Annotated in this window: 15 protein-coding genes; 3 read left to right on the forward strand and 12 right to left on the reverse strand. The window is 70.2% G+C overall.

Annotation, left to right across the window (positions count from 1 at the left end; translation table 11 throughout):
* Positions 1 to 154 precede the first annotated feature (154 nt).
* The 4 genes from AQI94_RS38955 to AQI94_RS38970 all read right to left on the reverse strand — a co-directional run bounded on the left by AQI94_RS38955 (position 155) and on the right by AQI94_RS38970 (position 6,854).
* Positions 155 to 2,107, reverse strand: a complete 1,953-nt coding sequence (locus AQI94_RS38955; protein ID WP_158806167.1) for a recombinase family protein — start codon at positions 2,105 to 2,107, stop codon at positions 155 to 157.
* A 182-nt stretch (positions 2,108 to 2,289) separates the two neighbouring features.
* On the reverse strand, positions 2,290 to 3,582 hold the full coding sequence (locus AQI94_RS38960; protein WP_107064212.1) for a M50 family metallopeptidase: 1,293 nt from the start codon (positions 3,580 to 3,582) through the stop codon (positions 2,290 to 2,292).
* An 8-nt stretch (positions 3,583 to 3,590) separates the two neighbouring features.
* Entirely contained in the window at positions 3,591 to 4,847 is a 1,257-nt protein-coding gene (dxr, locus tag AQI94_RS38965) for a 1-deoxy-D-xylulose-5-phosphate reductoisomerase (RefSeq protein ID WP_031039094.1), read from the reverse strand.
* 75 nt (positions 4,848 to 4,922) lie between these two features.
* Entirely contained in the window at positions 4,923 to 6,854 is a 1,932-nt protein-coding gene (locus AQI94_RS38970; RefSeq protein ID WP_031039091.1) for an acyl-CoA dehydrogenase family protein, read from the reverse strand.
* A gap of 1,191 nt (positions 6,855 to 8,045) precedes the next feature.
* On the opposite strand from AQI94_RS38970, the gene AQI94_RS38975 reads away from it, so the two are divergent.
* Both AQI94_RS38975 and AQI94_RS38980 read left to right on the forward strand, forming a co-directional pair.
* Positions 8,046 to 9,059: a LacI family DNA-binding transcriptional regulator gene (locus AQI94_RS38975; protein WP_031039088.1), complete on the forward strand. Its 1,014-nt coding sequence runs from the start codon at positions 8,046 to 8,048 to the stop codon at positions 9,057 to 9,059.
* Between the two features lie 90 nt (positions 9,060 to 9,149).
* Complete coding sequence (locus tag AQI94_RS38980) at positions 9,150 to 11,198, forward strand: glycoside hydrolase family 31 protein (RefSeq protein ID WP_031039087.1); 2,049 nt, start codon at positions 9,150 to 9,152, stop codon at positions 11,196 to 11,198.
* 75 nt (positions 11,199 to 11,273) lie between these two features.
* Here the strand turns inward: AQI94_RS38980 and AQI94_RS38985 are convergent, their stop codons facing one another.
* The 8 genes from AQI94_RS38985 to AQI94_RS39020 form a co-directional block, all read right to left on the reverse strand.
* Positions 11,274 to 11,888, reverse strand: coding sequence for a chorismate mutase (locus AQI94_RS38985; protein WP_031039084.1), 615 nt, complete (start codon positions 11,886 to 11,888; stop codon positions 11,274 to 11,276).
* Positions 11,889 to 11,923: 35 nt separating this feature from the next.
* Positions 11,924 to 12,637, reverse strand: coding sequence for a glycoside hydrolase family 12 protein (locus AQI94_RS38990; protein WP_031039083.1), 714 nt, complete (start codon positions 12,635 to 12,637; stop codon positions 11,924 to 11,926).
* 36 nt (positions 12,638 to 12,673) lie between these two features.
* The gene (locus tag AQI94_RS38995) at positions 12,674 to 14,893 is read right to left on the reverse strand and encodes a glycosyl hydrolase family 95 catalytic domain-containing protein (RefSeq protein ID WP_031039079.1); all 2,220 of its coding nucleotides are present in this window, start codon (positions 14,891 to 14,893) and stop codon (positions 12,674 to 12,676) included.
* Complete coding sequence (locus AQI94_RS39000) at positions 14,890 to 16,884, reverse strand: beta-galactosidase (RefSeq protein ID WP_031039076.1); 1,995 nt, start codon at positions 16,882 to 16,884, stop codon at positions 14,890 to 14,892. The genes AQI94_RS38995 and AQI94_RS39000 overlap by 4 nt, the downstream gene beginning before the upstream one ends.
* Positions 16,881 to 19,091 (reverse strand): WD40/YVTN/BNR-like repeat-containing protein, encoded by a 2,211-nt coding sequence (locus AQI94_RS39005; RefSeq protein ID WP_031039074.1) that lies wholly within the window; start codon positions 19,089 to 19,091, stop codon positions 16,881 to 16,883. The genes AQI94_RS39000 and AQI94_RS39005 overlap by 4 nt, the downstream gene beginning before the upstream one ends.
* A gap of 124 nt (positions 19,092 to 19,215) precedes the next feature.
* Positions 19,216 to 20,142, reverse strand: a complete 927-nt coding sequence (locus AQI94_RS39010) for a carbohydrate ABC transporter permease (protein ID WP_031039072.1) — start codon at positions 20,140 to 20,142, stop codon at positions 19,216 to 19,218.
* The gene (locus AQI94_RS39015; protein WP_031039068.1) at positions 20,139 to 21,200 is read right to left on the reverse strand and encodes an ABC transporter permease; all 1,062 of its coding nucleotides are present in this window, start codon (positions 21,198 to 21,200) and stop codon (positions 20,139 to 20,141) included. Before AQI94_RS39015 ends, AQI94_RS39010 begins: the two co-directional genes overlap by 4 nt.
* The gene (locus AQI94_RS39020; protein ID WP_031039065.1) at positions 21,200 to 22,879 is read right to left on the reverse strand and encodes an extracellular solute-binding protein; all 1,680 of its coding nucleotides are present in this window, start codon (positions 22,877 to 22,879) and stop codon (positions 21,200 to 21,202) included. The genes AQI94_RS39015 and AQI94_RS39020 overlap by 1 nt, the downstream gene beginning before the upstream one ends.
* A gap of 326 nt (positions 22,880 to 23,205) precedes the next feature.
* Between AQI94_RS39020 and AQI94_RS39025 the strand changes: the two genes are divergently transcribed.
* Positions 23,206 to 26,061, forward strand: a complete 2,856-nt coding sequence (locus AQI94_RS39025; RefSeq protein WP_031039062.1) for a glycoside hydrolase family 3 C-terminal domain-containing protein — start codon at positions 23,206 to 23,208, stop codon at positions 26,059 to 26,061.
* Positions 26,062 to 26,078: the final 17 nt, after the last annotated feature.

The following is a 26,078-nucleotide window of genomic DNA, read 5'->3' on the forward strand; positions in this document are numbered from 1 at the left end:
AGTCGTGGATCAAGGCCCAGGTCCCGTCAGCGGCGGGCTCCAGGCTTCGAGATTACGGCACCGACCCGGGCGCGAGCACATCACAGGCGTCAAACCCACTCATTGGAAGGCGACCCGGCATGCAACACACCGGGCCGCCTCGAACGCCGTATGACTAGGAGATTCCCGCCGGGTCAACAGCGCGGGTACCCAGCGAGACATTCGGCTGCCGCACAGCGATGGGACCCGAGCTGATGGACAGGGGCGGAGCGGTTGCGTGGCTCAGTACAGGAGCGCCCTCTCCCACCTCGCTGAGGATCTCCACGATCTCCGCCCACACACCGTCCGCCAACCAGGTTCGCTGCCGGAACCGGACTTTCCCAGGGTCGCCGAAACGCTCCGGAAGATCACGCCACAGGATGCCCGTGCGCAGTCGATGAAGCATCCCCGAAAGGGCCGCCCGCAGATCTAGCGGCGAACGGAAATGGTGGGGCCGGTACCTGGAGCGGAGCAACTCCTCGACGCGGGGCCACAGGCTGTCTGTGGGGTCGGGAGGAACAGGTGTGCCAGAGCCCTCGTGCCACTGCATCGTCATGCATTTCGTCCCCTCGCGGTACCGGAACTCCGGGTCCGCGATGTCGACTCGCACCTTGAGCGACTCGAGCAGGCACCGCTGTTCCGAGGGCAAGAGAGCCTGGCTGTCCGGAGCGGCTGCCCCCACGACTGCCGCGACTCGATCATCCCTGCTGACTCTGGTCTCCAGCTCCTCCAGCCAGTCCTGTGCATGAGCCAAGACTCGCTCCAACGCTCCCTTGTCAGCTTCGAGCTGCCGCACCGCAGCGGCGATGACACGGCTGTGCCGTGCCTGGCGCCTCAGTCCGTCCAGTTCCCCATCACACTGCGCGACAAGCCGCTTCAGGGACCTCACCCGCTCGGCGTGCAGGAGCAGCCGCCTCTGCGCCTGGGGGGAAGCCGGCAGCATCGGCCGATCACGAAGAGGCGTGGAGGCCAGCAGGGCGTTCACATGCCGCGCCACCAGTTCCTCGACATGGTCGGCGCGCAGGAAGACACAGCCACAGGGCTCGGTTGCCTGCCATCCCGAACAGCGGTAGGTACGCACGCCGTCGCCGCGAAAGCACCCGACGTAGGGCAGTCCGCACGGCCCATGAATTCGCCCGGTGAGCGGGTACTCCCCCACAGGAATCCTGCGCGGGCGGGCGAACTCTGCCAGGGCTTGTTGAACCGCACGGATCCGGTCCGCCGGGAGGATCGGAGGCAGCGGGATCACTACGCTCTCGCCGTGCAGGGGTCGTCCGGAGCCGTCAAGCCTGGTGCAATGGCCACCCCATTGCTGATCGGAGCGGCGAAAGACGGCTTGTCCGAGAAAGGCTGCGCTCTTCAGCCGCCGATGAAGGTTCGTCGTTGTCCAGCTTTTTCCGCTGCGGGTGAGAATCCCACGCCGGTTCAGCTCCTCGGCGATGTCCCTGACGGTGCGACCGCCCTCGATCACGAGATCGGCCAGAAGCTTCACCACAGCCGCCTCCGCCGGATCGACTTCGAGAGCCGAGCCGAAGGCGCCCTTCCCGCTGATCCTGTATCCGTAGGGAGCCGGACCACCGGGCCAGCCTCCATCGACCGCTTTGAGCTGTCGACCCGCCTGCGTACGCGCGACGATGCGCTGGTAGTCAGCTTCCACAGTCTGCGCGAGGCGGTCGATCGTGAGCCATCTGTCCAGGCCCCGTTCCCCCAGGACCTGGTTGCAGCACTCGACCTCTGCCCCGGCATCTTGCACCTGCCAGATGCAACGCCAGATGGCGGCTCCGGTCCGCCCCAGACGGTCGAGGCTGTGCACGACGACGACGTCTGCCCGACCTGCGGAGATCTCCGTGAGCAACTTATCGAGCCCAGGCCTGGAATCTGTGGAACCTGATTCACCGGGATCTTCCCAGGAACCTACGAGTCTCCACGTCGGCCGCTTCTCCAGGAACGCCCCAATGGCGTCGGCCTGAGCCGGAATTCCGTACTTGCCTCTCTGTTCCGCTGTTGAGACCCGCATGTACGCGGCGACAGCGATCGACTTGGAGTCCCTGCCCTTGCCTTCTGCGCACGGCGCAGTACCTTGCTGCATGTCAGTCCCTTCGAGACTGGCCAGACCCCAGGGTGTTGGCGCACCGCTGGGGTCACCCATGAACAGCAACAAACGTACGAAGTCCGCGTCTACGTCGTAGCGACAAGCCTCGTCTTTCACTCGTCCGAGTCAGACGAGTGAAAGACGCGACATTATCCCAAGCGACAGAAGATGACCGATTCTCAGCTGAGGCGAACCGGATTAACTACATCCGCGATCAAAACGAGGATTGTAAAGCAGATGAAAATCCCTGCCACCACATAGGCCACCGGCATCAGCTTCGCCACGTCGAACGGGCCCGGGTCCGGGCGCTTGAGGACCTTGGCCAGGTTGCGGCGCAGGGACTCCCACAGGGCGCCCGCGATGTGGCCGCCGTCCAGGGGGAGCAGCGGGAGCATGTTGAAGAGGAAGAGCGAGAGGTTGAAGCCCGCCACCAGCATCAACGCCATCGCCAGCTGCTGGGTCGGCGGGATGTCGAGGGTGAAGATCTCGCCGCCGACCCGCGCCGCGCCGACCACGCCCATCGGGGAGTCCGGCTCGCGCGGGGCGTCGCCGAAGGCCGCGTTCCACAGGGCCGGGATCTTACCGGGGAGGGCGGCCAGGGAGTCGACGGCCTCGCCGACCCGGTCGCCCATCCACACCACCGAGTCGCCGAAGTCCTGCTTGACGATGCCGGTGGCGGCGCTGAAGCCCAGGAAGCCGGCGGTGACGTACTCGCCCTGGACGTACTGCCCGCTGGAGTCCTTCTTGGCGACCTGGTTGGAGGCGATCTTCGCGGTGAGCGTGACGTCCTTGCCGTCGCGCTCGACGACGATCGGGACCGTCTTGTCGGGGTTGGCGCGGATGAGGTCGGAGAGCTTGTTCCAGTCGTCGGTCCGCACGCCGTTGAACGAGATGATCTTGTCGCCCGCCTTGAGGCCGGCCGCCGCGGCCGGGGAGGCCGGGTCGGAGGCCTTGCAGTCCTCGCGGTTCTGGCTCTGGGCGATCACGCACTTGGAGACCGAGCTGACCGTGTTGGTCTGCTGGGAGATGCCGAAGCCCATGAGGACCGTGAGGAACAGGGCGACGGCGAGGATCAGGTTCGCGAAGGGGCCCGCGAACATGACGATGACGCGCTTCCAGGGCTTACGGGTGTAGAAGAGGCGCTTCTCGTCGCCGGGCTGGAGCTCCTCGAAGGCGGCCGAGCGGGCGTCCTCGATCATGCCGCGCCAGGGCGAGGTGGAGCGGGCGCTTATGCGGCCGTCGTCGCCGGGCGGGAACATGCCGATCATGCGGATGTAGCCGCCGAAGGGGACGGCCTTGATGCCGTACTCCGTCTCGCCCTTCTTGCGCGAGAAGACGGTCGGTCCGAAGCCGACCATGTACTGCGGCACGCGGATGCCGAACAGCTTGGCGAAGGACAGGTGCCCCAGCTCGTGCCACGCGATCGACACCAGCAGGCCGAAGGCGAAGAGCACTATGCCGAGGATGAACATCAGGGTCGTCATGCACGGGCCTCCGCCGTCTGTGCCGTCAGTTCCCGGGCCCGGGTCCGCGCCCAGGTCTCCGCTTCGAGGACGTCCGCGACGGTGAGCGAGGTGCCCCCGCGCGGGGTGCCGTGCTCGTCCACCACCCGGGTCACGGTCTCCATGATCCCGTTGAACGGCAGTGCGCCGGCCCGGAAGGCCTCGACGCACTCCTCGTTGGCGGCATTGAACACCGCCGGGGCCGTGCCCGCGAGCTGTCCCACGTGTCTCGCAAGGCCGACCGAAGGAAACGCGTCGTTGTCGAGCGGGAAGAACTCCCACGTCGACGCCTTGCTCCAGTCGAAGGCGGGCGCCGCGTCGGGGACGCGCTCGGGCCAGCCGAGACCGATGGCGATCGGCCCGCGCATGTCGGGGGGCGTCGCCTGGGCGATCGTGGATCCGTCCGTGAACTCAACCATCGAGTGGACATACGACTGGGGATGCACGACCACCTCAATGCGGTCGAAGGGAATGTCGTAGAGGAGGTGCGCCTCGATGACCTCCAGCCCCTTGTTGACGAGGGTCGCGGAGTTGATCGTGATGACCGGACCCATGGCCCAGGTGGGGTGGGCGAGGGCGTCCTCGACGGTCACCTGGGCGAGGTCGGCCTTCGTACGGCCGCGGAAGGGGCCGCCGGACGCGGTGACGACCAGCTTGCGCACATCGGCCCGGGTTCCGGAGGCGAGCGCCTGGAAGAGGGCCGCGTGCTCGGAGTCGACGGGGATGATCTGCCCCGGCTTGGCGAGGGCCTTGACCAGCGGGCCGCCCACGATGAGCGACTCCTTGTTGGCGAGCGCGAGGGTGCGGCCCGCCTCCAGGGCGGCGAGGGTCGGGGCGAGTCCGATGGAGCCGGTGATGCCGTTGAGCACGGTGTGCGCGTCGGAGGCGGCGAGCTGCGTGGCCGCGTTCGGTCCCGCGAGGATCTCGGGGAGGGGCTCGGCGGTGCCGTAGAGGCCGCTGAGGGCCTCGCGCAGCTGTGGTACGACGTCCTCGCGGGCGACCGCGACGGTCCGCGCCCTCAGCCGGTACGCCTGCTCGGCGAGGAGCGCCACGCGCCCGCCATTGGCGGACAGGCCGGTCACCCGGAACCGGTCGGGGTTGCGCAGCACGAGGTCGATGGCCTGGGTGCCGATCGAGCCGGTGGAACCGAGGATCACCACGTCCTTGGGTCCGTCGCCCGCCACGGGGTCGTAGACGAGGTGCGGGTCGGCGAGGGGGGCTGGACTGTCGCTCATCCCTCCATTGTTGCCGTAAGGACGGTGTGTGGGGACAGCGCGTCCCCCTCTCGGGGGGCGCGCTGTCGTGCGGGGTCAGCGGACGGGCCGGTGGACGTTCTCCTTCTCGGAGGGGCCGGGGGTCGCGTCGGCGATCCAGACGCCTTCGCCGGAGGGGTCGACGACACCGTCCTCCAGCCAGGTGTAGGTGCCGGAGAGCACGCCCTTGACGACCTTGCGGTCCTGGTCGTCGGTGTTGTTCCACAGGCGGCCGAAGAGTTCCTCGACGCGGAGCCGGGACTGGCGGCAGAAGGCGTCGGCGAGCTGGTAGGCCTCACGGCCGTGCGGCTCGGTGGTGTAGAGCAGTTCGGCACGGACGCAGGCCGCGCTCATCGCGAAGAGTTCGGCGCCGATGTCGACGATCCGGCCGAGGAAGCCCTGCTTGGTCTCCATGCGGCCCTGCCAGCGGGACATGGCGTAGAAGGTGGAGCGGGCGAGTTTGCGGGCCGTGCGTTCGACGTAGCGCAGGTGCGTCGAGAGGTCGACCTCGCGCTTGAACTCGCTGTAGGAGTTCGGAAGTTGGCCTGGTCCGGCGACCAGTTTGGGGAGCCACTTGGCGTAGAAGACTCCCGCGTTCGCGCCGGCTTTCGCCTTGTCGCCGAGGGACTTGTCCGGGGCGATGAGGTCGCCGGCGACCGAGAGGTGGGCGTCGACGGCCTCGCGGGCGATCAGCAGGTGCATGATCTCCGTGGAGCCCTCGAAGATGCGGTTGATGCGCAGGTCGCGCAGGACCTGTTCGGCGGGGACCGCCTTCTCGCCGCGGGCCTTGAGGGACTCGGCGGTCTCGAAGCCCCGGCCGCCGCGGATCTGGACGAGTTCGTCGGCGATGAGCCAGCCCATCTCGGAGGCGTAGAGCTTGGCGAGGGCGCCCTCGATGCGGATGTCGTTGCGGTTCTCGTCGGCCATCTGGGAGGACAGGTCCAGTACGGCCTCCAGGGCGAAGGTCGTCGCCGCGATGAAGGAGATCTTGGAGCCGACGGCCTCGTGGTGGGCGATCGGCTTGCCCCACTGTTCACGGGCCGTGGACCACTCGCGGGCGATCTTCAGACACCACTTGCCGGCGGCCACGCAGGAGGCGGGCAGGGAGAGGCGGCCGGTGTTGAGGGTGGTCAGGGCGATCTTGAGGCCGGCGCCCTCGGGGCCGATGCGGTGGGCCGCCGGGACCCGGACCTGGTGGAAGCGGGTGACGCCGTTCTCGATGCCGCGCAGGCCCATGAAGGCGTTGCGGTTCTCGACGGTGATGCCGGGTGAGTCGGTCTCCACGACGAAGGCGGTGATGCCGCCCTTGTGGCCCTCGGACTTCGGGACCCGGGCCATGACGACGAGGAGGTCGGCGACCACGCCGTTGGTGGTCCACAGCTTCACTCCGTCGAGGACGTAGTCGTCCCCGTCGGGCACGGCCGTCGTGGCGAGGCGGGCCGGGTCGGAGCCGACGTCCGGTTCGGTCAGGAGGAAGGCGCTGATGTCGGTGCGGGCGCACCGGGGCAGGAACTTCTCCTTCTGTTCCTGGGTGCCGAAGAGCTTCAGCGGCTGCGGTACGCCGATCGACTGGTGGGCGGAGAGCAGCACGCCGATCGCGGGGCTCGCGGAGCCCGCGAGGGCCAGCGCCTTGTTGTAGTACACCTGGGTGAGGCCGAGGCCGCCGTACTTGGTGTCGATCTTCATGCCGAAGGCGCCGAGTTCCTTGAGGCCGCCCACGACCTCGTCGGGGATGCGGGCCTCGCGCTCGATGAGGGCGCCGTCGACCTTGGTCTCGCAGAAGTCGCGGAGTTCGGCGAGGAACTCCTCGCCGCGCCGGGCGTCCTCCTCGGGGGGCATCGGGTGGGGGTGGATGAGGTCGAGCCGGAACCGGCCGAGGAACAGTTCCTTGGCGAAGCTGGGCTTGCGCCAGTCCTGCTCCCGGGCGGCCTCCGCCACCTCGCGGGCCTCGCGCTCGGTGACGACGGGCTTGGTGGACGGTGCGGACATCAGGCTCACCTCGTCGTGAAAGGGGATCTTGGGGGTCGTATGGTTACCGACGGGTGCTACCCGATCGTATGTACCTGATCCGGGGCGAGGCCACCACCCCTCGCGCGGCCGTTCGGCCCATGTCGACGGAACGCGACACGGCATCCGGCCCGGGGGCGCCACCCTGATGCTCACCGGCCTCCGCCGTCCCGCGAGCCCCCTCTGCTGCCGCTCCGAGGGCCCCACCGCTGCCGCCCTGACGGAGGCGCCCCGGCGTCCGCCCGGCCGACGCCGCACTGAGAGCCACCGGCCTCGGCCGCTCCACGTCCGCCGCCCTCTGCCGACCTGACGGCACCGGCTTCTGCCGCGCCGGGGGCCCGACGCGCGCAGGCCTCACGGCGACTGGCCTGCGCCGCCCCTCCCCACCACCAGCGACCTGACAGCCACCGGCCCCCGCTCGGCGCGCACCCACGAACGCCGGCCTGGCGGCACCCGCCTCTGCCGCCCCGAGGGCGCGACGCGTGCCAACCTCCCAGCCACCGGCCTCTGCCGCCCCAAACCCCCCACCTCTGCCAACCTCACCCCGACGCCTGCCGACCTCACAGCCCGCCGCTCTCTGCCGCCCCAGGCCCTCACCGTCGCCAGCCCGACAGTCACCGGCCTCCGCTCAGCGAGCACCCACGAACGGCGTCCTGGCGGCACCCACCCCTGCCGCCCCGAGAGCCCCACGCACGCCAACCCCTCGCGGCCACCGACCCGTACCGCCCCAAGCGCCCCACCACTGCCAACCTGACAGTCACCGGCCCCCGCGCGGCGAGCACCCACGAACGTCGACCTGGCGTCACCTGTCCCAGCCGCCCACGGGCCCCACGCACGCCGGCCTGACGGCACCTACCCTTGCCGCCCCGCGCCGGCCTCACGACCCCCACCCCCACCACCCGTCCCGAAGGGCGGCACGTTCGTTCCATGGCTCCTCGGGGGCGGTCGTGGTAGGCAGGAGGCCGCACCTCGGCGCGGCGGGTAACGGGCAGGCCGGGCCGGGTTCGCCGGGGTCGGTCCCGCCCCTGGGCGGCAGAGGCCCCCGAGTCCGTGTCGAAGCGCTTCGACAACCTATGGACACCCACTCCCGGGGGAGCTACTGTCGAACCACCCCCACCCGCACCTGTTCGCACTGCGCACTGTCGAAGCGCTTCACAAAGCTTGGAGAGCTGGATGGTCACCCTCGCCGAGGTCGCCCAGCACGCCGGAGTCTCGGCGAGCACGGTGAGCTATGTCCTCAGTGGCAAGCGGTCCATCTCGACGGGCACCCGGCAGCGGGTCGAGGAGAGCATCCGCGAACTCGGCTACCACCCGAACGCGGGCGCCCGCGCCCTCGCCAGCAGCAGGTCGAACATCATCGCGCTGATGATCCCGCTCCGCACCGACATGTACGTGCCGGTGATGATGGAGATCGCCATCGCGGTGGCCACCACCGCACGGACGCACGGGTACGACGTCCTGCTGCTCACCGGCGAAGAGGGCCCCGACGCCGTACGCCGTGTCACCGGCAGCGGGCTCGCCGACGCGATGATCCTGATGGACGTCGAACTCGACGACGAGCGGCTGCCGTTGCTGCGCGGCACCGACCAGCCGTCCGTGCTCATCGGCCTGCCCGCCGACACCTCCGGGCTCACCTGCGTCGACCTCGACTTCCGGGCCACCGGCGCACTGTGCGTCGAGCACCTCGCGAAGCTCGGCCACCGCGACATCGCTGTCATCGGCGAGGCCCCCGCGGTCTACGAACGGCACACCGGTTTCGCCGAGCGCACGCTGGACGGACTCCGGTCGCGCGCCCAGGAGTTGGGCGTACGACTGCTGCACCGGCCGTGCGACGGCGGGTACGACGCGATGGCCGTGACGCTCGCCCGCGTCCTCGACGAGCGTCCGTCCACCACGGGCTTCGTCGTGCAGAACGAACAGGCCGTCGAACCCCTGCTAGCGCTGCTGCGCCAGCAGGGCCGGGCCATCCCCGAGGACGTCTCCGTGGTGGCGATCTGCCCCGAACAGGTCGCCGTGCAGGCCTCGGTGCGGCTCACGTCGGTGGCCATCCCCGCCCAGGAGATGGGCCGGCACGCCCTGGAGCGGCTGGTCGCCAAGCTGGAGGGCCGCGGTGAGGACGAAGTGGTCCTGATCGAGCCCGAGTTGACGGTCCGGGCGAGCACTGGCCCGGCACCTTCGGTGTCCTGACACGTCATCCACCGGATCCCCGCACCTCACACCACGCGTTCCGTGCCCGCGCGGCGCGCCCCTGTCTGCATTCCTTCAGGAGCACCCCTCGTGAATCAGTCTGCCGAAATCCAGCCCAAGGTCAGTCTCGCGCAGTCGTCGCCCACCGTCGGCACGTTCCGGGAGCGGGACGGCGCGCTGGAGTGGAGCGGCCGTCAGGAGACCGTACGCGTCGAGCCGTGGGGCCCGGACGCGGTGCGGGTGCGGGCTCGGCTCGGCGGGCCGGTCCTGGAGGGACTGCCGGGCGCCCTGCTCGACGAGCCGCCCGCCACCGAGAGCACGGTCAAGATCGGTGACGGGGAGGCCCAGTTGACGGTGGGCGCGCTGACCGTCCACGTCGACGCCGAGGGACAGCTCCGGTTCCTGCGCACCCAGGACTCCGCCGAGCTCCTCGCGGAGGCCCGCGCCCACTTCTGGTGGCCCGGCTCGCGCCTGTACACCGCGGTCGGCAACGGCCACCACCGCCTTGAGCAGCGCTTCGCCGCCTACGACGACGAGAAGCTGTACGGGCTCGGCCAGCACCAGCACGGCAAGCTGGACCAGAAGGGCCTGGTCCTGGACCTGGTGCAGCGCAATGCCGAGGTGTCCATCCCGGTCCTCGCCTCCAGCCGCGGCTACACCCTGCTGTGGAACAACCCGGCGATCGGCCGCGTGGAACTCGCCCGCAACGGCACCCGCTGGGTGGCCGACTCGGCCCGCCAGATCGACTACTGGATCACCGCGGGCACCCCGGCCGACGGCCAGCGCCGCTACAGCGCGGTGACCGGCCGTACGCCGATGCTGCCGGAGTGGGCGGCGGGCTTCTGGCAGTGCAAGCTGCGCTACCGCACCCAGGACGAACTCCTCGCCGTGGCAAGGGAGTACAAGCGGCGCGGGCTGCCCATCTCCGCGATCGTCTGCGACTTCTTCCACTGGACGCATCTGGGCGAGTGGAAGTTCGACCCGGCCGAGTGGCCCGACCCGGCGGCGATGGTGCGTGAACTGGAGGAGCTGGGCATCAAGTTGGTGGTCAGCGTCTGGCCGTCGGTGTCTCCGCTCAGCGAGAACCACTCCCTGATGGAGCAGCGCGGGTACTTCATCGGCACCCAGTACGGCCCGATGGCGCACGCCGACTGGCCGGACAAGGGGGTCGCCTCGACCGTCCAGGTCGCCTTCTACGACGCCACGAACCCCGAGGCCCGCGCGTTCATGTGGTCGAAGGCCCGCGACAACTACCTCGCCCCGTACGGCATCACGGCCTTCTGGCTGGACGCCTGCGAGCCGGAGCTCAAGCCGGGCTTCCAGGAGAACCTGCGCTACTGGGCGGGTCCCGGTCTGGAGGTCGGCAACATGTACCCGGCCGAGAACTCCCGCACCTTCCACGAGGGCCTGAGTGCCGCGGGCGAGGAGGTCATCACCCTCAACCGCTCGGCCTGGGCGGGCAGTCAGCGCTACGGCGCCGCCCTGTGGTCCGGTGACATCGGCACCGACTTCCCGACCCTGCGCGACCAGATCGCGGCCGGTCTCAACACCGCGATGTCCGGCATCCCCTGGTGGAACACCGACATCGGCGGCTTCCACGGCGGCGACCCGGACGACCCGGCGTACCGCGAGGTGATGGTCCGCTGGTTCCAGTTCGGCGCGCTGTCCCCGCTGATGCGGCTGCACGGCTTCCGCGACCCGGGGATGCCGCTGGGCCCGGACATGACCGGGGGCCCGAACGAGGTGTGGTCGTACGGCGAGGAGGCCGGCGCGATCATGGAGAAGTACCTGCGGCTGCGCGAGCGGCTGAAGCCCTATGTGCTCCGGGTGATGCGGGAGGCCCACGAGGAGGGGCTGACTCCGATGCGTCCGCTGTTCCTGGAGTTTCCGGAGGACCAGGCGGCCTGGGGGGTCGACGACGCGTACCTCTTCGGGGCGGATGTCCTGGTCGCGCCGGTGCTCACGGCCGGCGCGACGGCCCGTACCGCGTATCTTCCGGCGGGGGCCGAGTGGACCGACGCGTGGACCGGGGAGACCTACGCCGGTGGGACCACGGTGACTGTCGACGCACCGCTGGACCGGATTCCGCTGTTCCTGCGGGGCGGGGCGCGGTTGCCGATTCAGGAAGTGCCGCGGTAGGTCGTTCGTCGGATGCGGCTCCGTCGTGGCTTGTCGCGCAGTTCCCCGCGCCCCTGAAAGCGTGCTGTTGCTCCGTCAGTTGCGGCAGATCGAGGGCAGGGCTCTGATCAGGGCGCGGGTGTGCAGTCCGTCAAGGTGGTTCTCGTAGCGGACCTGGAAGGCCGCCAGGGCCAGTTCGGGGCGGCACGCGAAGGTGCCGCGGTCCTCGGAGGTGTCGGCCAGGGACTGGACCAGCGCGCTGGTGATCCGGTTGATCTCCTGCCGTACGACACTCAGGTCCGGCTTGGTCGTCGGCGCCTGGTCGGGGTGGTCGGTCCAGCGCTGGAACAGCCCGCGCTGGACGGTCTTGTTGGCCTCGATCTGGTCGCGGAAGATCACCCGGATCTCGTCCGGGTCGGCGCCGAGCTGCTGGGCCTGGGCGGCCACGTTGTCGAGGACCTGCTGTTCACGGGCGGGGTCGTCGATGGGGCTGTCGGTGCCCCACTTGGCGGCGGCGACCAGGTCGGCGGTGGCCAGGCGTTCGGAGGCGAGTTCGACGACGGGATGCAGGGCGGCGGGGGCGGCGGCGTGGGGTGCCGCGGCCGTCCCGGAGACGGGAACCGCGACCGCGGTACCCGTCGCGGTGAGAGCGACGGCCGCGGTCGCGGTCACGGTGATCAGGGCGCGTCGGAGGGGGGTGGTGGTACGCATGTCCCCATCAAACCCGACGCTGCCCCACGATCAGGTCAACTGCTGCTCACGGTCAGGTTGTTGGTGGTGAAGTTCAGTCCGCCGGACGAGCTGGTGATCTCGAAGCCGAACTGCACGTCCCCGATGGTCTCGTTGCCGAACCAGCCCTTGGTGTCCTTGATCCACTTGAGGATCGGGAGGACGTTGACCGTGCCCGAGGTCGAGTTCGAGGTGCGTACGAAGGAGAACACCTGGTTCGACCCGTTGGTGCCCTTGTACACGGTCCAGGTGTGGCCGCCGAGCGTCACGTTGCCCTGCGAGCTGCCGAGCGGGCCGACGGCTCCGGTCTTGTTGACCCAGAGCATGATCTCGTACCTGTAGTTGGTGTCCCAGATGTCGTACGACGTGTTGTACGCGCCCGACGAGGGGACCGAGACGTTGTAGTTGCTGGAGAGCGAACCCAGCGAGGTGATCGACTTGTTGACCACCTTCTTGGAGTTCGGGTAGGACTTGATGCCGCCGGTGTTGGGGTGGTTGGCGTTGACGCCCCAGTTGGTGCCGGAGTTGGCCCAGATGCACTGGCTGCCGGCGCCGGAGCCCCAGATGTTGTTGTAGAGGGTGTAGCCGTTCAGGCTCGTGTTGGCCCACTGGTCGCAGGAGCTCCAGACGGCTGCGGACGCGGGGGCGGAGGCGAGACCGACGAGGGCGCCGACGGCCATCGCCGGGGCCAGCACCGCCGTGGTGATCTTGTGGAGGGTGCTCTTTGCCATGGTGTCCCTTTCCATGGGTGGGGGGAAATGCGGGGGTTACCACGCCTCCAGGCGGAGGACGTGGTCTTCTCCTGCGACGAGTTCGAGGGGCTCGGCGCCGGAGGAAGTCCGGAGTTCGACACGGTGGCTGCGGGTGGGGCGCAGCACCGCGGTCGCTTCGGTGGGGCTCCAGGTGAGGTCGAGTTCGGCCCCGAACCTGGTACGGACGCCCCGCAGTACGCCTCGGGGGCAGCCGGCGGGAACCGCCGGAAGCAGCACCAGCCGGTCCGGTGTCGACTGCACGAGCATCTCGACGAGCACGGCGGGCAGGGTGTGGGCGGCGTCCGCGTTGTAGACGTTCCGGTTCGGGTAGTGCGCGCTCATCAGCGAGGCGTGGAAGAAGTCCCCCTTGAGGACCTGGGCGAGGGCGTGGGCGACCCGTTCGCCGTCGCGCAGCCGGGCCGCGACGAGGGCGTGGTGCAGGTGTCCGTGGGCCGAGTCGTTCTCGGAGCCGCGGAGTTCGAGGGCGCGGTGGGCGGCTCTGGCGAGGTCGGGGGTGTCGTAGGGGGTGATCTCGTCGAGGGGCCAGACGCCGTAGAGGTGGCTGAGGTGGCGGTGGTCGTAGGTGTCGTCGAGGCCGGGCCGGGCCCATTCGGCGAGAGCTCCGTCGGCGTTGATCCGGTGCGGTGGGAGGCGGTCGGCGAGGGCGCGCCAGGCGGCCGCCTTCTCGGGGTGGTACGCGGCCGCCGTGAGCAGGGCGTGCCGGGCGGCCGAGAGGTCCATGGCCGCGTTGATCGCGCCCCAACTGGCGTTCGCGGGGCGGTTCTCGGGCGAGTAGGAGGGGACGACGACAAGCCGGCCGTCGGCGTCGGTGCGGGTGAGGAAGTCCTCGTAGAACAGGGCGACTTCGGCGAGGGCGCGGGCGGTGCGCGGGTCCCGTGCGCCCCGGGTCTCGTCGTGGTCGACGAGGGGCTTGAGCAGCCAGTCGGCGCCGGCCGTCCACAGGTGCAGCGGGTACTCGCGGCTGAAGTGGTACGTCAGCCCGGACTCGCCGTCGGAGTGCGGCGGGGCCACGGCTCCCCGGGCGCCGAAGATCTCGCGGGCGTTGTCCTGCCAGTCGGGCAGCTGCCGCTCGATCAGGGAGGCGAGGGCCTCGGTGACTTCGGGGAGCGCGGCGTACACGGCCGACGCGGTCTGGAGGTTGACGTTGGCGTCGTTGGTGAACGCGCCCGACCATGCCGTGTCCCAGTCGCCGGTCCACAGACCGGTGAGGCGGGGCGGGAGGAGACCGCCGGAGGAGAGCAGGTGGTAGCGGCCGGCGGCGAAGAGGCGCTCCAGGAGGGCGGGGCTGTCGGGCCGCTCCAGCAACTCCGATCCTGCCAGGGCGCGTTCGGCCCGGTCTCCGCCGAGGTCGAGGGTGACGCGTTCGTAGGCGGCGCGGTGGAGGCGGGTGTGCCGGTCGAGGAGCCGGGCGTACGCGTCGGACGCGGACTCGGCCTCGGCGGCGGACTCGGGCTCGGGGACCAGCTCGCGCAGGGCCTCGACATGCGGTGCCGTGTCCAGTTCGCCGGTGTGGCGTACGACGCGGGTCAGCAGCAGGACCGACTCGGCGCCGGTGACACGGGCGCCGGGCGGGATGAGCGCGGTGCGGCCGCCGGTGGGGACGACCAGGGTGATGCCGGTGTAGCGGCGCTCACTGCCGGGGTAGCGGACGCGGAGGGTGAGCAGGGCCCCGTCGGCGGCGCGGACGATGCTCTGGCCGACCATGAGGGCGTGCGGGGCGCCCGGGAGCCGGTGGTCCAGCGAGACGACCAGGTCCGCCGCCTCGACATGCTGGACGATGACGTCGTCCGCGCGGGAGACGAAGACCTGGCCGCGTCCGTCCTCGCACGCGGTGTGCAGGACGCCGGTGGTGAAGTCGACGGACCGGCGGTAGCCGGAGGCGGTCGCGCGCGGACGGCGCAGCCGGATCTGGAAGGCGGGGTGGAAGGGCTGTACCCACTGGAGCGGCCGGCCGTCCGTGAAGCGCTCGGCGGCGTCGAGCTCACCGGCGAGCAACCGGTCCTGGAGCGCCGGGAGTTCGGCGGCCAGGCGCGGCGGGCGGGCGTGTTCGGAGCCGTTGGGGCGGACCAGGGTGTGATGGGTGACCACGACCCGCTCGTCGTCCGGTTCGCCGAACAGGAGGGCGCCGTGGTGGCCGTTGCCGCTGAGGAAGCCGTCCTCCCAGCGGGTGGCCGGCCGGGGTTCCCAGGTGCCGTGGACGGGGCTGTCGGTCATGGCTTGAGCACCGCCACTCCGTAGCGTCCCAGCACGACCTCGTCCGTGACGGTCCTCCCGGTCAGCAGGTCGCGGTGGGTGCCCGGCACGCTGACGGTCACCGACTCGCGCCCGTGGTGGAGGAGGAACAGCAGGTCGTCGCGGCGGACCGCCTCGACCTGGTCGGGCAGGCCGTCCAGGACCGGACGGACACCCGCGTCGGCGGCGATCCGGGTGAGCAGGCCGCGCAGCGCGTCGGGTTCGGGGAGGGTGGAGAGGTACCAGGCGCGGTCCCTGCGCAGCACGGCGGGCAGTCCGTCGAGCTCCCCGCCCTTGTAGGCGGCCTCCGTCGTCCCGTCCGGGGCCTTCTCGATCTCCTCCGACCACAGCGTGCCGCGGAACGCACCCGGCGTGCCCTCGCACGCGGCCTGCTCCCCCGCGTCCAGCGGCCACCACTCGTGCAGGGTGCGGATGCCGAAGAGCTCGCGCAGCCGGGCGTCCATGCCGCCGGGGCGTACCCGGTCGTCCTCGTCGGCGACGCCGGTGAGGAAGCCGGAGACGAGGGTGCCGCCCTGGCGGACGTAGGCGAGGAGGTTGTCGACGGCCGTGTCGGTGAGGGCGTAGAGCTGGGGGACGACGACCAGTTTGTAGGCGGTGAGGTCGTGGTCGGGACGGGCGAAGTCGGTGGTGAGGTGGGCCTCCCACAGGGCGCGGTGCCAGGCCCGGAGCACGTCCGGGTAGTCGGCCTCGTGGGAGAGCCGGCCGTCCTGGGCGCCGGCCCACCAGGCGTGCCAGTCGTGCAGGACGGCGATGTCGTTGACGGTATGACGGCCTGTCACCTGTGGTGAGAGGGCGGCGAGTTCGGCGCCGAGCTGCTTGACCTCCCGGTAGGTGCGCCCCTCCTCCCCGGCGTGGCTGACCATCCCGGAGTGGAACTTCTCCGCGCCCTGCCGGGACTGGCGCCACTGGAAGTAGCAGACGGCGTCGGCGCCCCGGGCGACGGCCTGGAGGGACCAGAGGCGGTTCAGCCCACGGGGTTTGGGGTGGTTCACGCCCCGCCAGTTGACCGGGCCGGCGGCCTGTTCCATGAGCATCCAGGGGCCGCGTGCCTGCGAGCGGGTCATGTCCTGGACCAGGGCGCCTTGTTGGGCACCGAGGGGATCACGCGGGTCGGGGTAGAGGTCGACGGAGACGACGTCCTCCTCCTCGGCCCAGCGCCAGGCGTCCTGACCGACCCACAGCGGCATGAAGTTGGTGGTCACCGGGGTGTGCGGGGTGACCCGGCGGACGATGTCCCGCTCTGCCGCGTAACACTCCAGGAGCATGTCGGAGGTGAAGCGTTTGAAGTCCAGCACCTGGGTGGGGTTCTTCATGTAGTGGGCCTGGCGGGGCGTGTGGATCTCGGCCCAGTCGCCGTAGCCCTGGCTCCAGAAGGCCGTGCCCCAGGCGGAGTTGAGGGCGTCGAGGGAGCCGTAGCGGTGCTGGAGCCAGCTGCGGAAGCGGGCGGCGGCCTCGTCGCTCCAGTCGTAGGTGCAGTACTCGTTGTTGATGTGCCACAGGGTGAGGGCCGGGTGGCCGCCGTAGCGGACGGCGAGGTCCTCGGTGATGGCGGCGGCGTAGCGGCGGTAGGTGGCGCTGGAGTGCGAGAAGTGCTGGCGTCCGCCCCAGTACTCGGTGCGGCCGTCCTCGGTGACGGGCAGGGTGTCGGGGTGGAGGTGGCCCATCCACGGCGGCGGGGAGGAGGTCGGGGTGGCGAGGACGACTCCGATGCCGTTCTCGTGCATGAGGTCCATCAGCCGGTCCAGCCAGCCGAAGTCCCGCTCCCCCGGCCGGGGTTCGAGCTTGGCCCAGGAGAAGACTCCGAGGGTGACGGAGTTGACGCCTGCGGCCTTCATCAGCCGGACGTCCTCCGGCCAGGTCTCCTCGGGCCACTGCTCGGGGTTGTAGTCGCCGCCGTAGAGGATGCGGCCGCGGGTGGCGTCGGCCAGCGACGGCCTCTTCTGCTCGGTCATCGGACGGGATCCCCGTACTGGATGCCCCGGCCGTTGGTGGCGATGTAGACGCGGCCGTACAGACGCGGGTCGGCGGCGATGGTCGCGCCGATCCAGCCCCACTGGTGCCGGTCGTCGTTGACGCGCACCCAGCTCTTCGCGTCGTCGTCGGAGCGGTACACGGCGGTGATCGTCTCCGTGGCGCCGACCATGTAGATCGCCGGACGGTCGGCGCCGGGGGCGGCCTTGCCGAAGGCGAGGGTGTGCGAGGCCCGGCAGCTGGTGAGCCTGGTGAAGGTCGCTCCGCCGTCGGTGGACCGGTACAGGCCGTTGGCCTTGGTGCTCAGCCACAGGTCGCCGGAGCGCCCCGGGGCCGCGGTCAGCTGGAACTGGCTGTCACCGGAGGGCAGTCCGCTCGCGCGCCCGGTGAAGGTGAGACCGCCGTCCGTGCTGGCGAACAGGGTCCCGGTGTCGGTGTCGTACGCGTAGAAGCGCGCCGGGTCGGCCGGGTCGGCGAGCGGAGTGGCGCCCTTGGGACAGGTGGCGACCTCGGACCAGGTCGCCCCGTTGTCCGTGGAGCGCCGGGCGGGGTACTTGGTGCCGTCCCAGTGCACGAAGGTCCACAGCAGCACGCTGCCGTCGCGGTTCACGGCGATCGGCCCCGGCGCGTCCTTGGCGATCGCGGGCTGGGCCGCGAAGGGCGCCCAGGTCCTGCCGCCGTCGTTCGAGAAGGCGCCGTTCCCGTGATCGCCGAAGCCCGTGCGGACCACGTACGACGGTTTGGCGGCGGCCTGCGCGAGTCCGGTCGCCGACCCGAACACAGGGTTCGAGGCCATGCCGCGCGACGGCGAGGACGTCAGCCGCTCGTGGTACATCACGCCGATGTCCCCGAGGCCGCTGAGCAGGTGCGCCTCACCGCTGGGCGGCGAGATCAGCTGGCGTACGGAGGTCTCCTCCAGGCCGCGGATCTGCGGGGCCCAGTGCCTCAGGTCCCGGGTGCCGTAGAGGGTGGCGCCGGTGCCGTAGACGATGTGCTTCGAGTCGTACGGGTCGACGGCGAGGGCCTGGATCCACCAGCCGAACTTGGGCTTGTCGGCGCCGAAGGTGAGGAACGGGGTCTCGGAGACGTCGAGGACGGCCGAGTCCTTCAGGGACGTCCAGGTACGGCCGCCGTTCGTGGTCCGGTACAGGGTGTCGACGGCCGCCCAGCGGTTGTTGGTGGAGACGACGACCGTGCCGGGCCGGCGGGCGTCCACGGCGACGCCGCCGTAGCCGAAGGTGTCGGCGGAGCCGTCGCTCGTCGTGCCACCGGGCCGCACCGGTGTGACGTCCGTCCACGTGCCGCTCGTCGTGGCCAGCCTGTGCACGCTGCCGTCGGACTGCCCGTTGGGGCCGGGCGCGTCGGCGTAGGTGACGTACAGCTCGCGGGTGTGGCAGTCGTAGGCGGCCCGGATCGGCACCTTGGCGTTGGTGCCGGAGGGCTGTCCCGGGACGGTTTCCCAGGTGGTGCCGTCGGCGGTGCGGTACAGGTTGGCGGCGGTGCCGTCGGAGTCGCCCCAGCCGGCGTAGAGGACCCGCCCGGCGGCCACGAGCAGGGTGACGCCCTGGCCGCCGCTGGTGGGAGTCCCGGGGAAACCGGTCACGGCGGCCCAGGTGGCGCCCCGGTCGGTGGACTTGAGCAGCCCGTCGTGTCTGGTCCCGAGCCACAGGGTGTCGCTGTCCCGGGGGTCGACGAGCAGCCGCTCCCCTGCGCCCCGGCCGTCCTCGTTGCCGCCGAGCTTCACGGAGAGGTCGGTACGGGCCCAGGTGGCACCGCGGTTCTCGGACCGCAGCACGGCTCCGTTGCCGGCCCAGGACTGGGCGTAGGTGCCGAGCGCGAGGTAGACCCGGTCGGGGTGGGCGGGGTCGACGGCCATGGCCTCGACGCCGAGGAGGTTCCAGTCGTCCCAGCCGAGGTCGTCGTTGAGCGGGATCCAGCGCGCGCTCCGGTCGTCCCACCGGTAGGCGCCGCCGATGTCGGTACGGGCGTAGGCCAGCCCCCGCACGGAGGGGTGGAAGAGAACTCCGGTGACGAACCCGGTGCCGCCGATGGCGACTTGGCGCCAGCGGTAGGCGGGGCCGACCGAGGCGGCTTCCGCACGCCCCGGGAAGGAAGGAACCGTGGTGAGCGCGGCGGCAGCCGCGGTCCCGGCCAGAACAGCGCGCCGGCTAAGCCTGGACGTAAGCATGACAAACCTCGCTCTGAACTAAGGGGAAGTGAACCCACCAAGAGGCGCGGGGAACTGCGCGACCCGCCATGACGAACCCGCGGCCGCCGACACTGAGAAGCCCCCGCTGAACGGGCGCCCCCGGTCAGCCCTTCACCGCACCCGTCAACATGCCCTTCTTGAAGTGCCGCTGGACGAACGGAGATGCGACCGCGACAGGAATCAGCGCCAGCACCATGACCGCCATCTGCAACCCCAGCGCGGACAACTGCCCCGTACGCACCGCCTGCTGAAGCCCCGTGGGGTTCGCCGTGTTCTTCTGGACCAGCTGGATGAGCACGTTCTGCAACGGCATCATGTCCTGGTCGCTGAGATAGATGGACGCGTTGAACCAGGCACTCCAGTACCCGACCGCGTAGAACAGCGAGATCACGGCCAGCACGGCCCGCGACAGCGGCATGATGATGGTCAGCAGGATCCGCAGGTCACCGGCCCCGTCGATGCGCGCGGACTCGGTGAGCTCGGGCGAGATGCCCATGAAGAAGGCACGCAGCACCAGGATGTTGAAGACGCTGACCGCGCTCGGCAGGATCAGCGACAGATAGGTGTCGGTCAGCCCCAGCGACTGCACGAGCAGGTAGGTCGGGATGAGCCCGGCGCCGAAGAACATCGTCGCCATCATGATGACCAGGAAGAGCCGGTGTCCCAGACTCCCCGGCCGCGACAGACCGTAGGCCGCCAGCACCGACACCGCCATGGAGAACACCGTGCCGGTGAGCGTGACGCCGACCGAGACCATGATGGCCCGGCTGACCTGGCCGCCGCTGAGCAGTTCGGTGTAGTTGACGAAGGTGATGCCCTGCGGGATCACGACCAGGCCGCCGACCCGGTCGATCACCGGTTTCGGGGACAGGCTGGTGACGATCACGATCCACAGCGGGCCGAGCACCCCCAGGCAGCACAGCGCGAGGAAGCCGCTCTTGGCGGTGATGCCGGCCTTGCTGGGCGGCTCCTCCCACACCGGGCGGGCGGGGGCCTTGAGACTGCGGACGAGCTGCGTGTTGAGGCTCACTTCTGATACACCCCCTGCTCGCCGAGCAGGTGCGCGAACTTGTTCGCACCCAGCACGAGGCAGATTCCTATGGCTCCCTTGACGAGGCCGACCGCGGCCGCGTAGCTGAAGTCGCCGTTCTGGATACCCATGTTCCACACGTAGGTGTCGAGGACCTCGCTGGCCCCCACGCCGACCGCGTCCCGCTGGAGCAGGAACTGCTCGAACCCGACGCTCAGCGCGTCGCCCACCCGCAGCACCAGCAGCAGCGCGATCACCGGGCGCAGCGCGGGCAGCGTCACGTGCCACATCCGGCGCCAGCGCCCGGCGCCGTCCATGGCGGCGGCCTCGTACAGGTCGGTGCTGACGGCCGCCAGCGCGGCGAGGAAGACGATGATCCCCCAGCCTGCGTCCTTCCACACGGCCTGCGCGGTGACCAGGTACTTGAACAGGCTCGCGTTGGTCATCAGGTCGAAGCCGGTCCAGCCGTGGTCCTCCAGGGTCTGGGCGATGATGCCCGCGCCGCCGAAGATCTGCTGGAACACGGTGACGACGAGGACCCACGAGAAGAAGTGCGGCAGATACATGATCGCCTGCGCCACGGCCCGCACCCTCGGCCGGATCACGCTGTTGATGAGCAGCGCGAGCGCGATGGGGATCGGGAAGAACAGCACCAGCTGGAGCGCGAACAGCAGGACGGTGTTCTTCGCGGCGCCCCAGAACAGCGGGTCGTCGACCATCCGCGAGAACTGCTCCACGCCGACCCAGGGGCTGTGGAAGATCGCGGTGACGCCGTTGCTGGAGATGTACGGGTCGTAGTCCTGGAAGGCGACGACGTTGCCCAGCAGCGGAACGTAGTTGAAGAGCAGGAGCAGGAGGATGACGGGCAGTGTCATCAGGATGAGCGCGCGGTCGCGGCGCAGCCGGACCCGGAAGGGGACCTTGCCGGCCTTGCTCACCTTGCTTGTCTTGCGCGGCACCCGCGCCTTCGCCACCGCCGCGCCGACCGCGGCCGTCGGTTCCTCGACGGCCGCGGGAGGACGAGTCCCGTCGGGCCTGCTCCCGGCCGTGAGAGACATCAGTTGGCGCTGCCGTTCTTGTCGATGAGCTCCTTGTACCAGTCGCGCAGCTTGTCGCCGCCGGAGGACTTCCAGGTGGAGATGGCGGCCTGCACGTCGGACAGCTTGCGGTTGCCGCGCACGTAGTCGATCTCCAGCTGCTCGAACTGGCTGGAGAGGTTGGCCCAGCGGGTCGGCTCGACGATGTTCATGCCGAAGGTGGACGTCTTCTTCATGAACGCCCCCATCCGCTGCTGCCATTCGACCTGCTTGCGGGCGACCTCGGGGAAGTCGGGGTGGGCGTAGTAGGCGGCCGGTGCGGCCAGCATCACCCAGGCGTTGAGCACCTCGGAGTTGCCCAGGTCGTTCTTGACCGGGACGCCGTCCTTGACCGTGTAGTGGGTGCCCTCGACGCCGTAGTCGACGAGCATCCGCTCCTTGGTGCCGTAGGGCGCGGCCGAGAAGTCGGCGGCGGCCAGCGCGTTCTCGACCGTCGTCTTCGAGGCGCCCTTGCGGATCAGCGACCAGATGGTGGCGGGCGAGGAGGCGTACAGCTTCGGGTTGCCGCCGTCCGCGCCGAACAGGTCCATGGCGTCGATCACGAGGTCCGGGTTGGACTGGGCCTGTTCGGAGACCTTCCCGTACCAGTCGGCGATGTTGGTGCACCAGACCAGGGTCTGCCCGGCGGTGAACCGCTGACCCGGGTCGCCCGAGCGCGCCTTGTCGTCGGGGTGGACCACACCCGCGTCGTACAGCTTGCGGACCCACTCCAGCGCTTCGAGGTACTCGGGCTGCTCGATGCGGTACGTCAGCTTGCCGTCGGACCCGATGTCCCAGCCGATCGACCCGGAGCCACGGACACCGAAGAAGCTCCACGCCGACCAGGTCATGTCACCGCAGGCCCACACCTTGGCCTTGGCGCTGGTGGCCTCCTTGGCCCAGCTCATGAACTCGTCGGCCGACTTGGGTACCGAGTAGCCCTTCTTGTCGAAGACGTCCTTGCGGTACAGGGGCGCGATCCAGTTCGCCGTGGCGGCGGGCATCGGGATGCCGCGCAGGGCGCCGCCGAAGATGCCCATGCGCCAGGCGTCGGAGGGGATCGCGGCCAGGTTCGGGTACTTCTTGACCTTGTCGCCCGCCAGGTACGGACCGAGGTCCATGAACTTCGCGGTGACGGCGTTCGAGATCTTGCCGACCAGTTCCCAGCTGGGCACGACCACCATGTCGGGTATGGAGCTGGAGGCGAGGACGGCCCCGAGCTTCTGGCCGTAGGTGTTGCCGTCCTGGTTCTGCCAGGTGATCTTGGTGCCCGCGGCGGCGTCCAGCGCCTTGTAGTAGGCGCAGCCGGCCTTCGGCGGGGAACCCCAGAACGGGGACATGATCTTGATGGGGGCGCCGGTGCCGAGCTTCTCCGGGACCGAGGTCTTGAGGGCGGCGAGGTCGACCTTGCCGGTGTAGCCGGAGGCCGAGCCGTTCTTGGACGGCAGGTCCGGGTTCGCGACCGTGCTGGCGACGAATGCCGGGAGCAGTTTGTCCGCGGCCTTGCCCGACGTGGTCCCTTCGCGCTCGCCGCTGTCCGAGCCGCCGCAGGCGGCAAGCAGCGGCATCCCGCCCGCCACCGCTGCGGTGGCGACCGCGGTGGAGGCGAGGAAGCTTCTCCGGCTCGGCCCGGAGGAGGCGGAAGCGGCGTTCGGCGTCATTGCGTCAACCCTTCATGGCGCACCAGGACACCCGGCGGTGGAGCCGTCGGCTGCGGTGTCTTGAGTGGATCTGGCTGAGCTGAAGCGATACTTCGACCGTGTGGCGGAATCCGTAGTCGAAGCGCTTCGATGTTGCTGTGAGGTTAAGTGAACACCCAGGGGTGCACAAGGGTCGTTCCCAAGATTCCTGCGCGGTGGGAGAGGTGACCTTTTCTTATGCACCGCCTGAAGTGACGGTGTTGATCTCTTGACACCCGCCCTCGTGCCGAATGAGCATCGAAGCGCTTCGAAAGCATCGAATCGATCCATCGCAAGGGGATCCCCACGTGACCGCACACCCGCCGCACACACCGCCTTTTCGCGATGCGCACCTGCCGTTCGCGAAGCGCATCGACGATCTGCTGACACGGCTGACCCTCGACGAGAAGATCGGATTCCTGCACCAGTTCGCCCCCGCCGTCGAACGGCTCGGCATCCAGGCGTTCCGCACCGGCCAGGAGGCACTGCACGGCGTCGCGTGGATGGGCCCGGCGACGGTCTTTCCGCAGGCCGTGGGGCTGGGCGCGACCTGGAACACCGATCTCGTCCGGCGGATCGGCGAGGCGGTGTCCCAGGAGGTCCGGGCGATGCGCGCCCGCGACGACCGGGTCGGCCTCAACATCTGGGCACCGACGGTCAATCTGCTCCGGCACCCGCTGTGGGGCCGCAACGAGGAGGGCTACTCGGAGGACCCGAAGCTCACCTCGGCCATCGCCACCGCCTACACCCGCGGACTGCGCGGCGACCACCCCACGTACTGGCGCACGGCCCCGGTCCTCAAGCACTGGCTGGCCCACAACAACGAGACGGACCGGGCCATCTCGTCGAGTTCGGTGCGTCCGCGCGTGCTGCACGAGTACGACCTGCGCGCCTTCCGTGAGGCGGTCGAGGCGGGCGCGGTGGCCGGGGTGATGCCCGCGTACAACCTGGTCAACGGCCGCCCCAACCACGTCTCCCCGTATCTGCGCGAGCACCTGCGCACCTGGACGGACGAGGAGCTGCTGGTCTGCTCGGACGCGGGCGCGCCCTCCAACCTGGTCGATCACGAGCACTACTTCGACACCCACGAGGAGGCCACCGCGGCCTCCCTCAGGGCCGGCGTCGACAGCTTCACCGACCACGGCACGGACAGCTCGCAGATGATCGCGCGCATCCAGGGGGCCCTCGACCAGGGCCTGTTGACCGAGGCCGAGATCGACACCGCGGTCCGCCGGCAGCTCTCGGTGCGCTTCCGGCTCGGCGAGTTCGACCCGCGGCACGACCCGCACGCCGACGTCACGGACTTCGACACCCCGGCGCACCGCGCGCTCGCCCAGGAGGCCGCCGAGCAGGCGATCGTGCTGCTCAGGAACGACGGCGTGCTCCCCCTCGCCGCCGACACCCGGCTCGCGGTGGTCGGTCTGCTCGCCGACGAGTGCAAGCTCGACTGGTACAGCGGCACGCTCCTGCACCGCTCCACCCCGCTGGAAGGGCTGTACGAGCGGTTCGGCGCCGAGCGGGTGGAGTTCGCGGAGGGTGTGGACCGGGTCCGGCTCAAGACCTCCGCCGGGACGTTTCTGCACGTCCTGGCCTCCGCGAGCGGCGAGGACGAGGTGCGCGGCGCCGAGGGCGCTCTGGACCCGGCGCTGCTCGCGGGCCGCACGGACCTGCCCCCGCTGACGACCGACGCGACCGGCACCGAGTTCGCGCTGATCGACTGGGACGAGGGGGTCCTCACGCTGCGCGCTCCCGACGGCCGCTATCTCTCCGTCGCCGAGGACGGCTACCTGCGCGCCTCCGCCGACCAGCCCGGAGGCTGGGTCGTCCAGGAGACCTTCCGCCTGGAACCGCACGGCAGCGGTCACCTCCTCAGGCACATCGGCACGGGCCGCCACGTCTGTGTCGCCGCGGACGGAGTGAAGGTTGCCGACGAGAATCCGGAAGCCGGGGCGAAGCCGGAAACCTTCGAGCTGATCATCGCCGAACGCGGCGAGGACGCAGTGACCCGGATCACGTCCGAGGCCGACGTCGTCCTGGTCGTCGCGGGCAACGATCCGCACCTCAACGGCCGGGAGACCGAGGACCGCGCCTCGCTGCGGCTCCCCGCGCACCAGGAACGCCTGCTGCGGGCGGCGCGCGCCGCGAACCCCCGGACCGTGCTGGCGCTGGTCTCCGCCTACCCGTACGCGGTCGACACGTCCGGCCTGGCAGCGGCGCTCTGGACGGCCCACGGGGGCCAGGCCGCCGGCACCGCCCTGGCCCGCGTCCTGGCCGGGGACGTCTCCCCCGCCGGCCGCCTCCCGCAGACCTGGTACGAGAGCGACGCGGACCTGCCCGGCCTCCTCGACTACGACGTCATCGGCAGCCGCCAGACCTACCTGTACTTCGAGGGCACCCCCCTGTTCCCGTTCGGGCACGGGCTGTCGTACACCTCCTTCTCGTACGGCGACCTCACGACCCGCGTGACAGAAGAGGCGCTGCACGTCTCGTTCACGATCACGAACACCGGTGACGTCATCGCCGACGAGGTCGCCCAGCTCTACACCCGAGCGATCGATCCGGCACTCCCCCGCCCGCGCCGGGAGCTGGTGGCCCACCGGCGGGTCACGCTCGCCCCGGGCGCCCAGGAGGAGCTGTCCTTCGAAGTCCCGCTGCGCGCCTTCGAGTTCTGGGATGTGGCGCAGGGCCGGTGGCGTCTGGAGCCGGGTCCCTACGAACTCCTGGCCGGTGCCTCAAGCGAGGACATCCGGCTGCGCACGGCAGTGCCGCTCGACGGCGAGCCCGGCGCACCGCGGCCGGTGCGCCAACGGGGCCTGGAGGGCGCGGACTTCGACGAACAGAGCGGTGTGGAGATCGTCGACCGGACGAGGGTCGCGGGTGACGCGGTCACGGCCACTGAGGGCCGTGCCGGTGAACTGCTCTACCGGGACTGCGACTTCGGCGACGGCGTCACGGAGGCGACGGTGACGGTGTCCGGCGAGGGCTCGGTCGAGCTGTCACTGGACGGGGGCGCGGTGCTGGCCACCTGGCAGGTGGCGGAGTCCGGCTCCGGACCGTACGACTACACCACCCTCGGCGCCGGGGTCGTCGCCGAGGGCGTGCACGACGTGCACCTCAGGCTGCGCGGCCCGCTGCGGCTCGCGCACGTCGGTTTCTCCGGTTGAGGGACCGGGGCGGCCGG

The sequence above is a fragment of the Streptomyces pseudovenezuelae genome, assembly GCF_001513955.1.
Lineage (GTDB): Bacteria > Actinomycetota > Actinomycetes > Streptomycetales > Streptomycetaceae > Streptomyces > Streptomyces pseudovenezuelae.

Coding starts and splice junctions, on each gene's coding strand:
- dxr (WP_031039094.1), bottom strand. CDS start 4,847: ATGAGCGACAGTCCAGCCCCCCTCGCCGACCCGCACCTCGTCTACGAC.
- AQI94_RS38995 (WP_031039079.1), bottom strand. CDS start 14,893: ATGACCGACAGCCCCGTCCACGGCACCTGGGAACCCCGGCCGGCCACC.
- AQI94_RS39005 (WP_031039074.1), bottom strand. CDS start 19,091: ATGCTTACGTCCAGGCTTAGCCGGCGCGCTGTTCTGGCCGGGACCGCG.
- AQI94_RS39015 (WP_031039068.1), bottom strand. CDS start 21,200: ATGTCTCTCACGGCCGGGAGCAGGCCCGACGGGACTCGTCCTCCCGCG.
- AQI94_RS38975 (WP_031039088.1), top strand. CDS start 8,046: ATGGTCACCCTCGCCGAGGTCGCCCAGCACGCCGGAGTCTCGGCGAGC.
- AQI94_RS38955 (WP_158806167.1), bottom strand. CDS start 2,107: ATGCAGCAAGGTACTGCGCCGTGCGCAGAAGGCAAGGGCAGGGACTCC.
- AQI94_RS38960 (WP_107064212.1), bottom strand. CDS start 3,582: ATGTTCATCCTCGGCATAGTGCTCTTCGCCTTCGGCCTGCTGGTGTCG.
- AQI94_RS39020 (WP_031039065.1), bottom strand. CDS start 22,879: ATGACGCCGAACGCCGCTTCCGCCTCCTCCGGGCCGAGCCGGAGAAGC.
- AQI94_RS38970 (WP_031039091.1), bottom strand. CDS start 6,854: ATGTCCGCACCGTCCACCAAGCCCGTCGTCACCGAGCGCGAGGCCCGC.
- AQI94_RS38985 (WP_031039084.1), bottom strand. CDS start 11,888: ATGCGTACCACCACCCCCCTCCGACGCGCCCTGATCACCGTGACCGCG.
- AQI94_RS39000 (WP_031039076.1), bottom strand. CDS start 16,884: ATGACCGAGCAGAAGAGGCCGTCGCTGGCCGACGCCACCCGCGGCCGC.
- AQI94_RS38990 (WP_031039083.1), bottom strand. CDS start 12,637: ATGGCAAAGAGCACCCTCCACAAGATCACCACGGCGGTGCTGGCCCCG.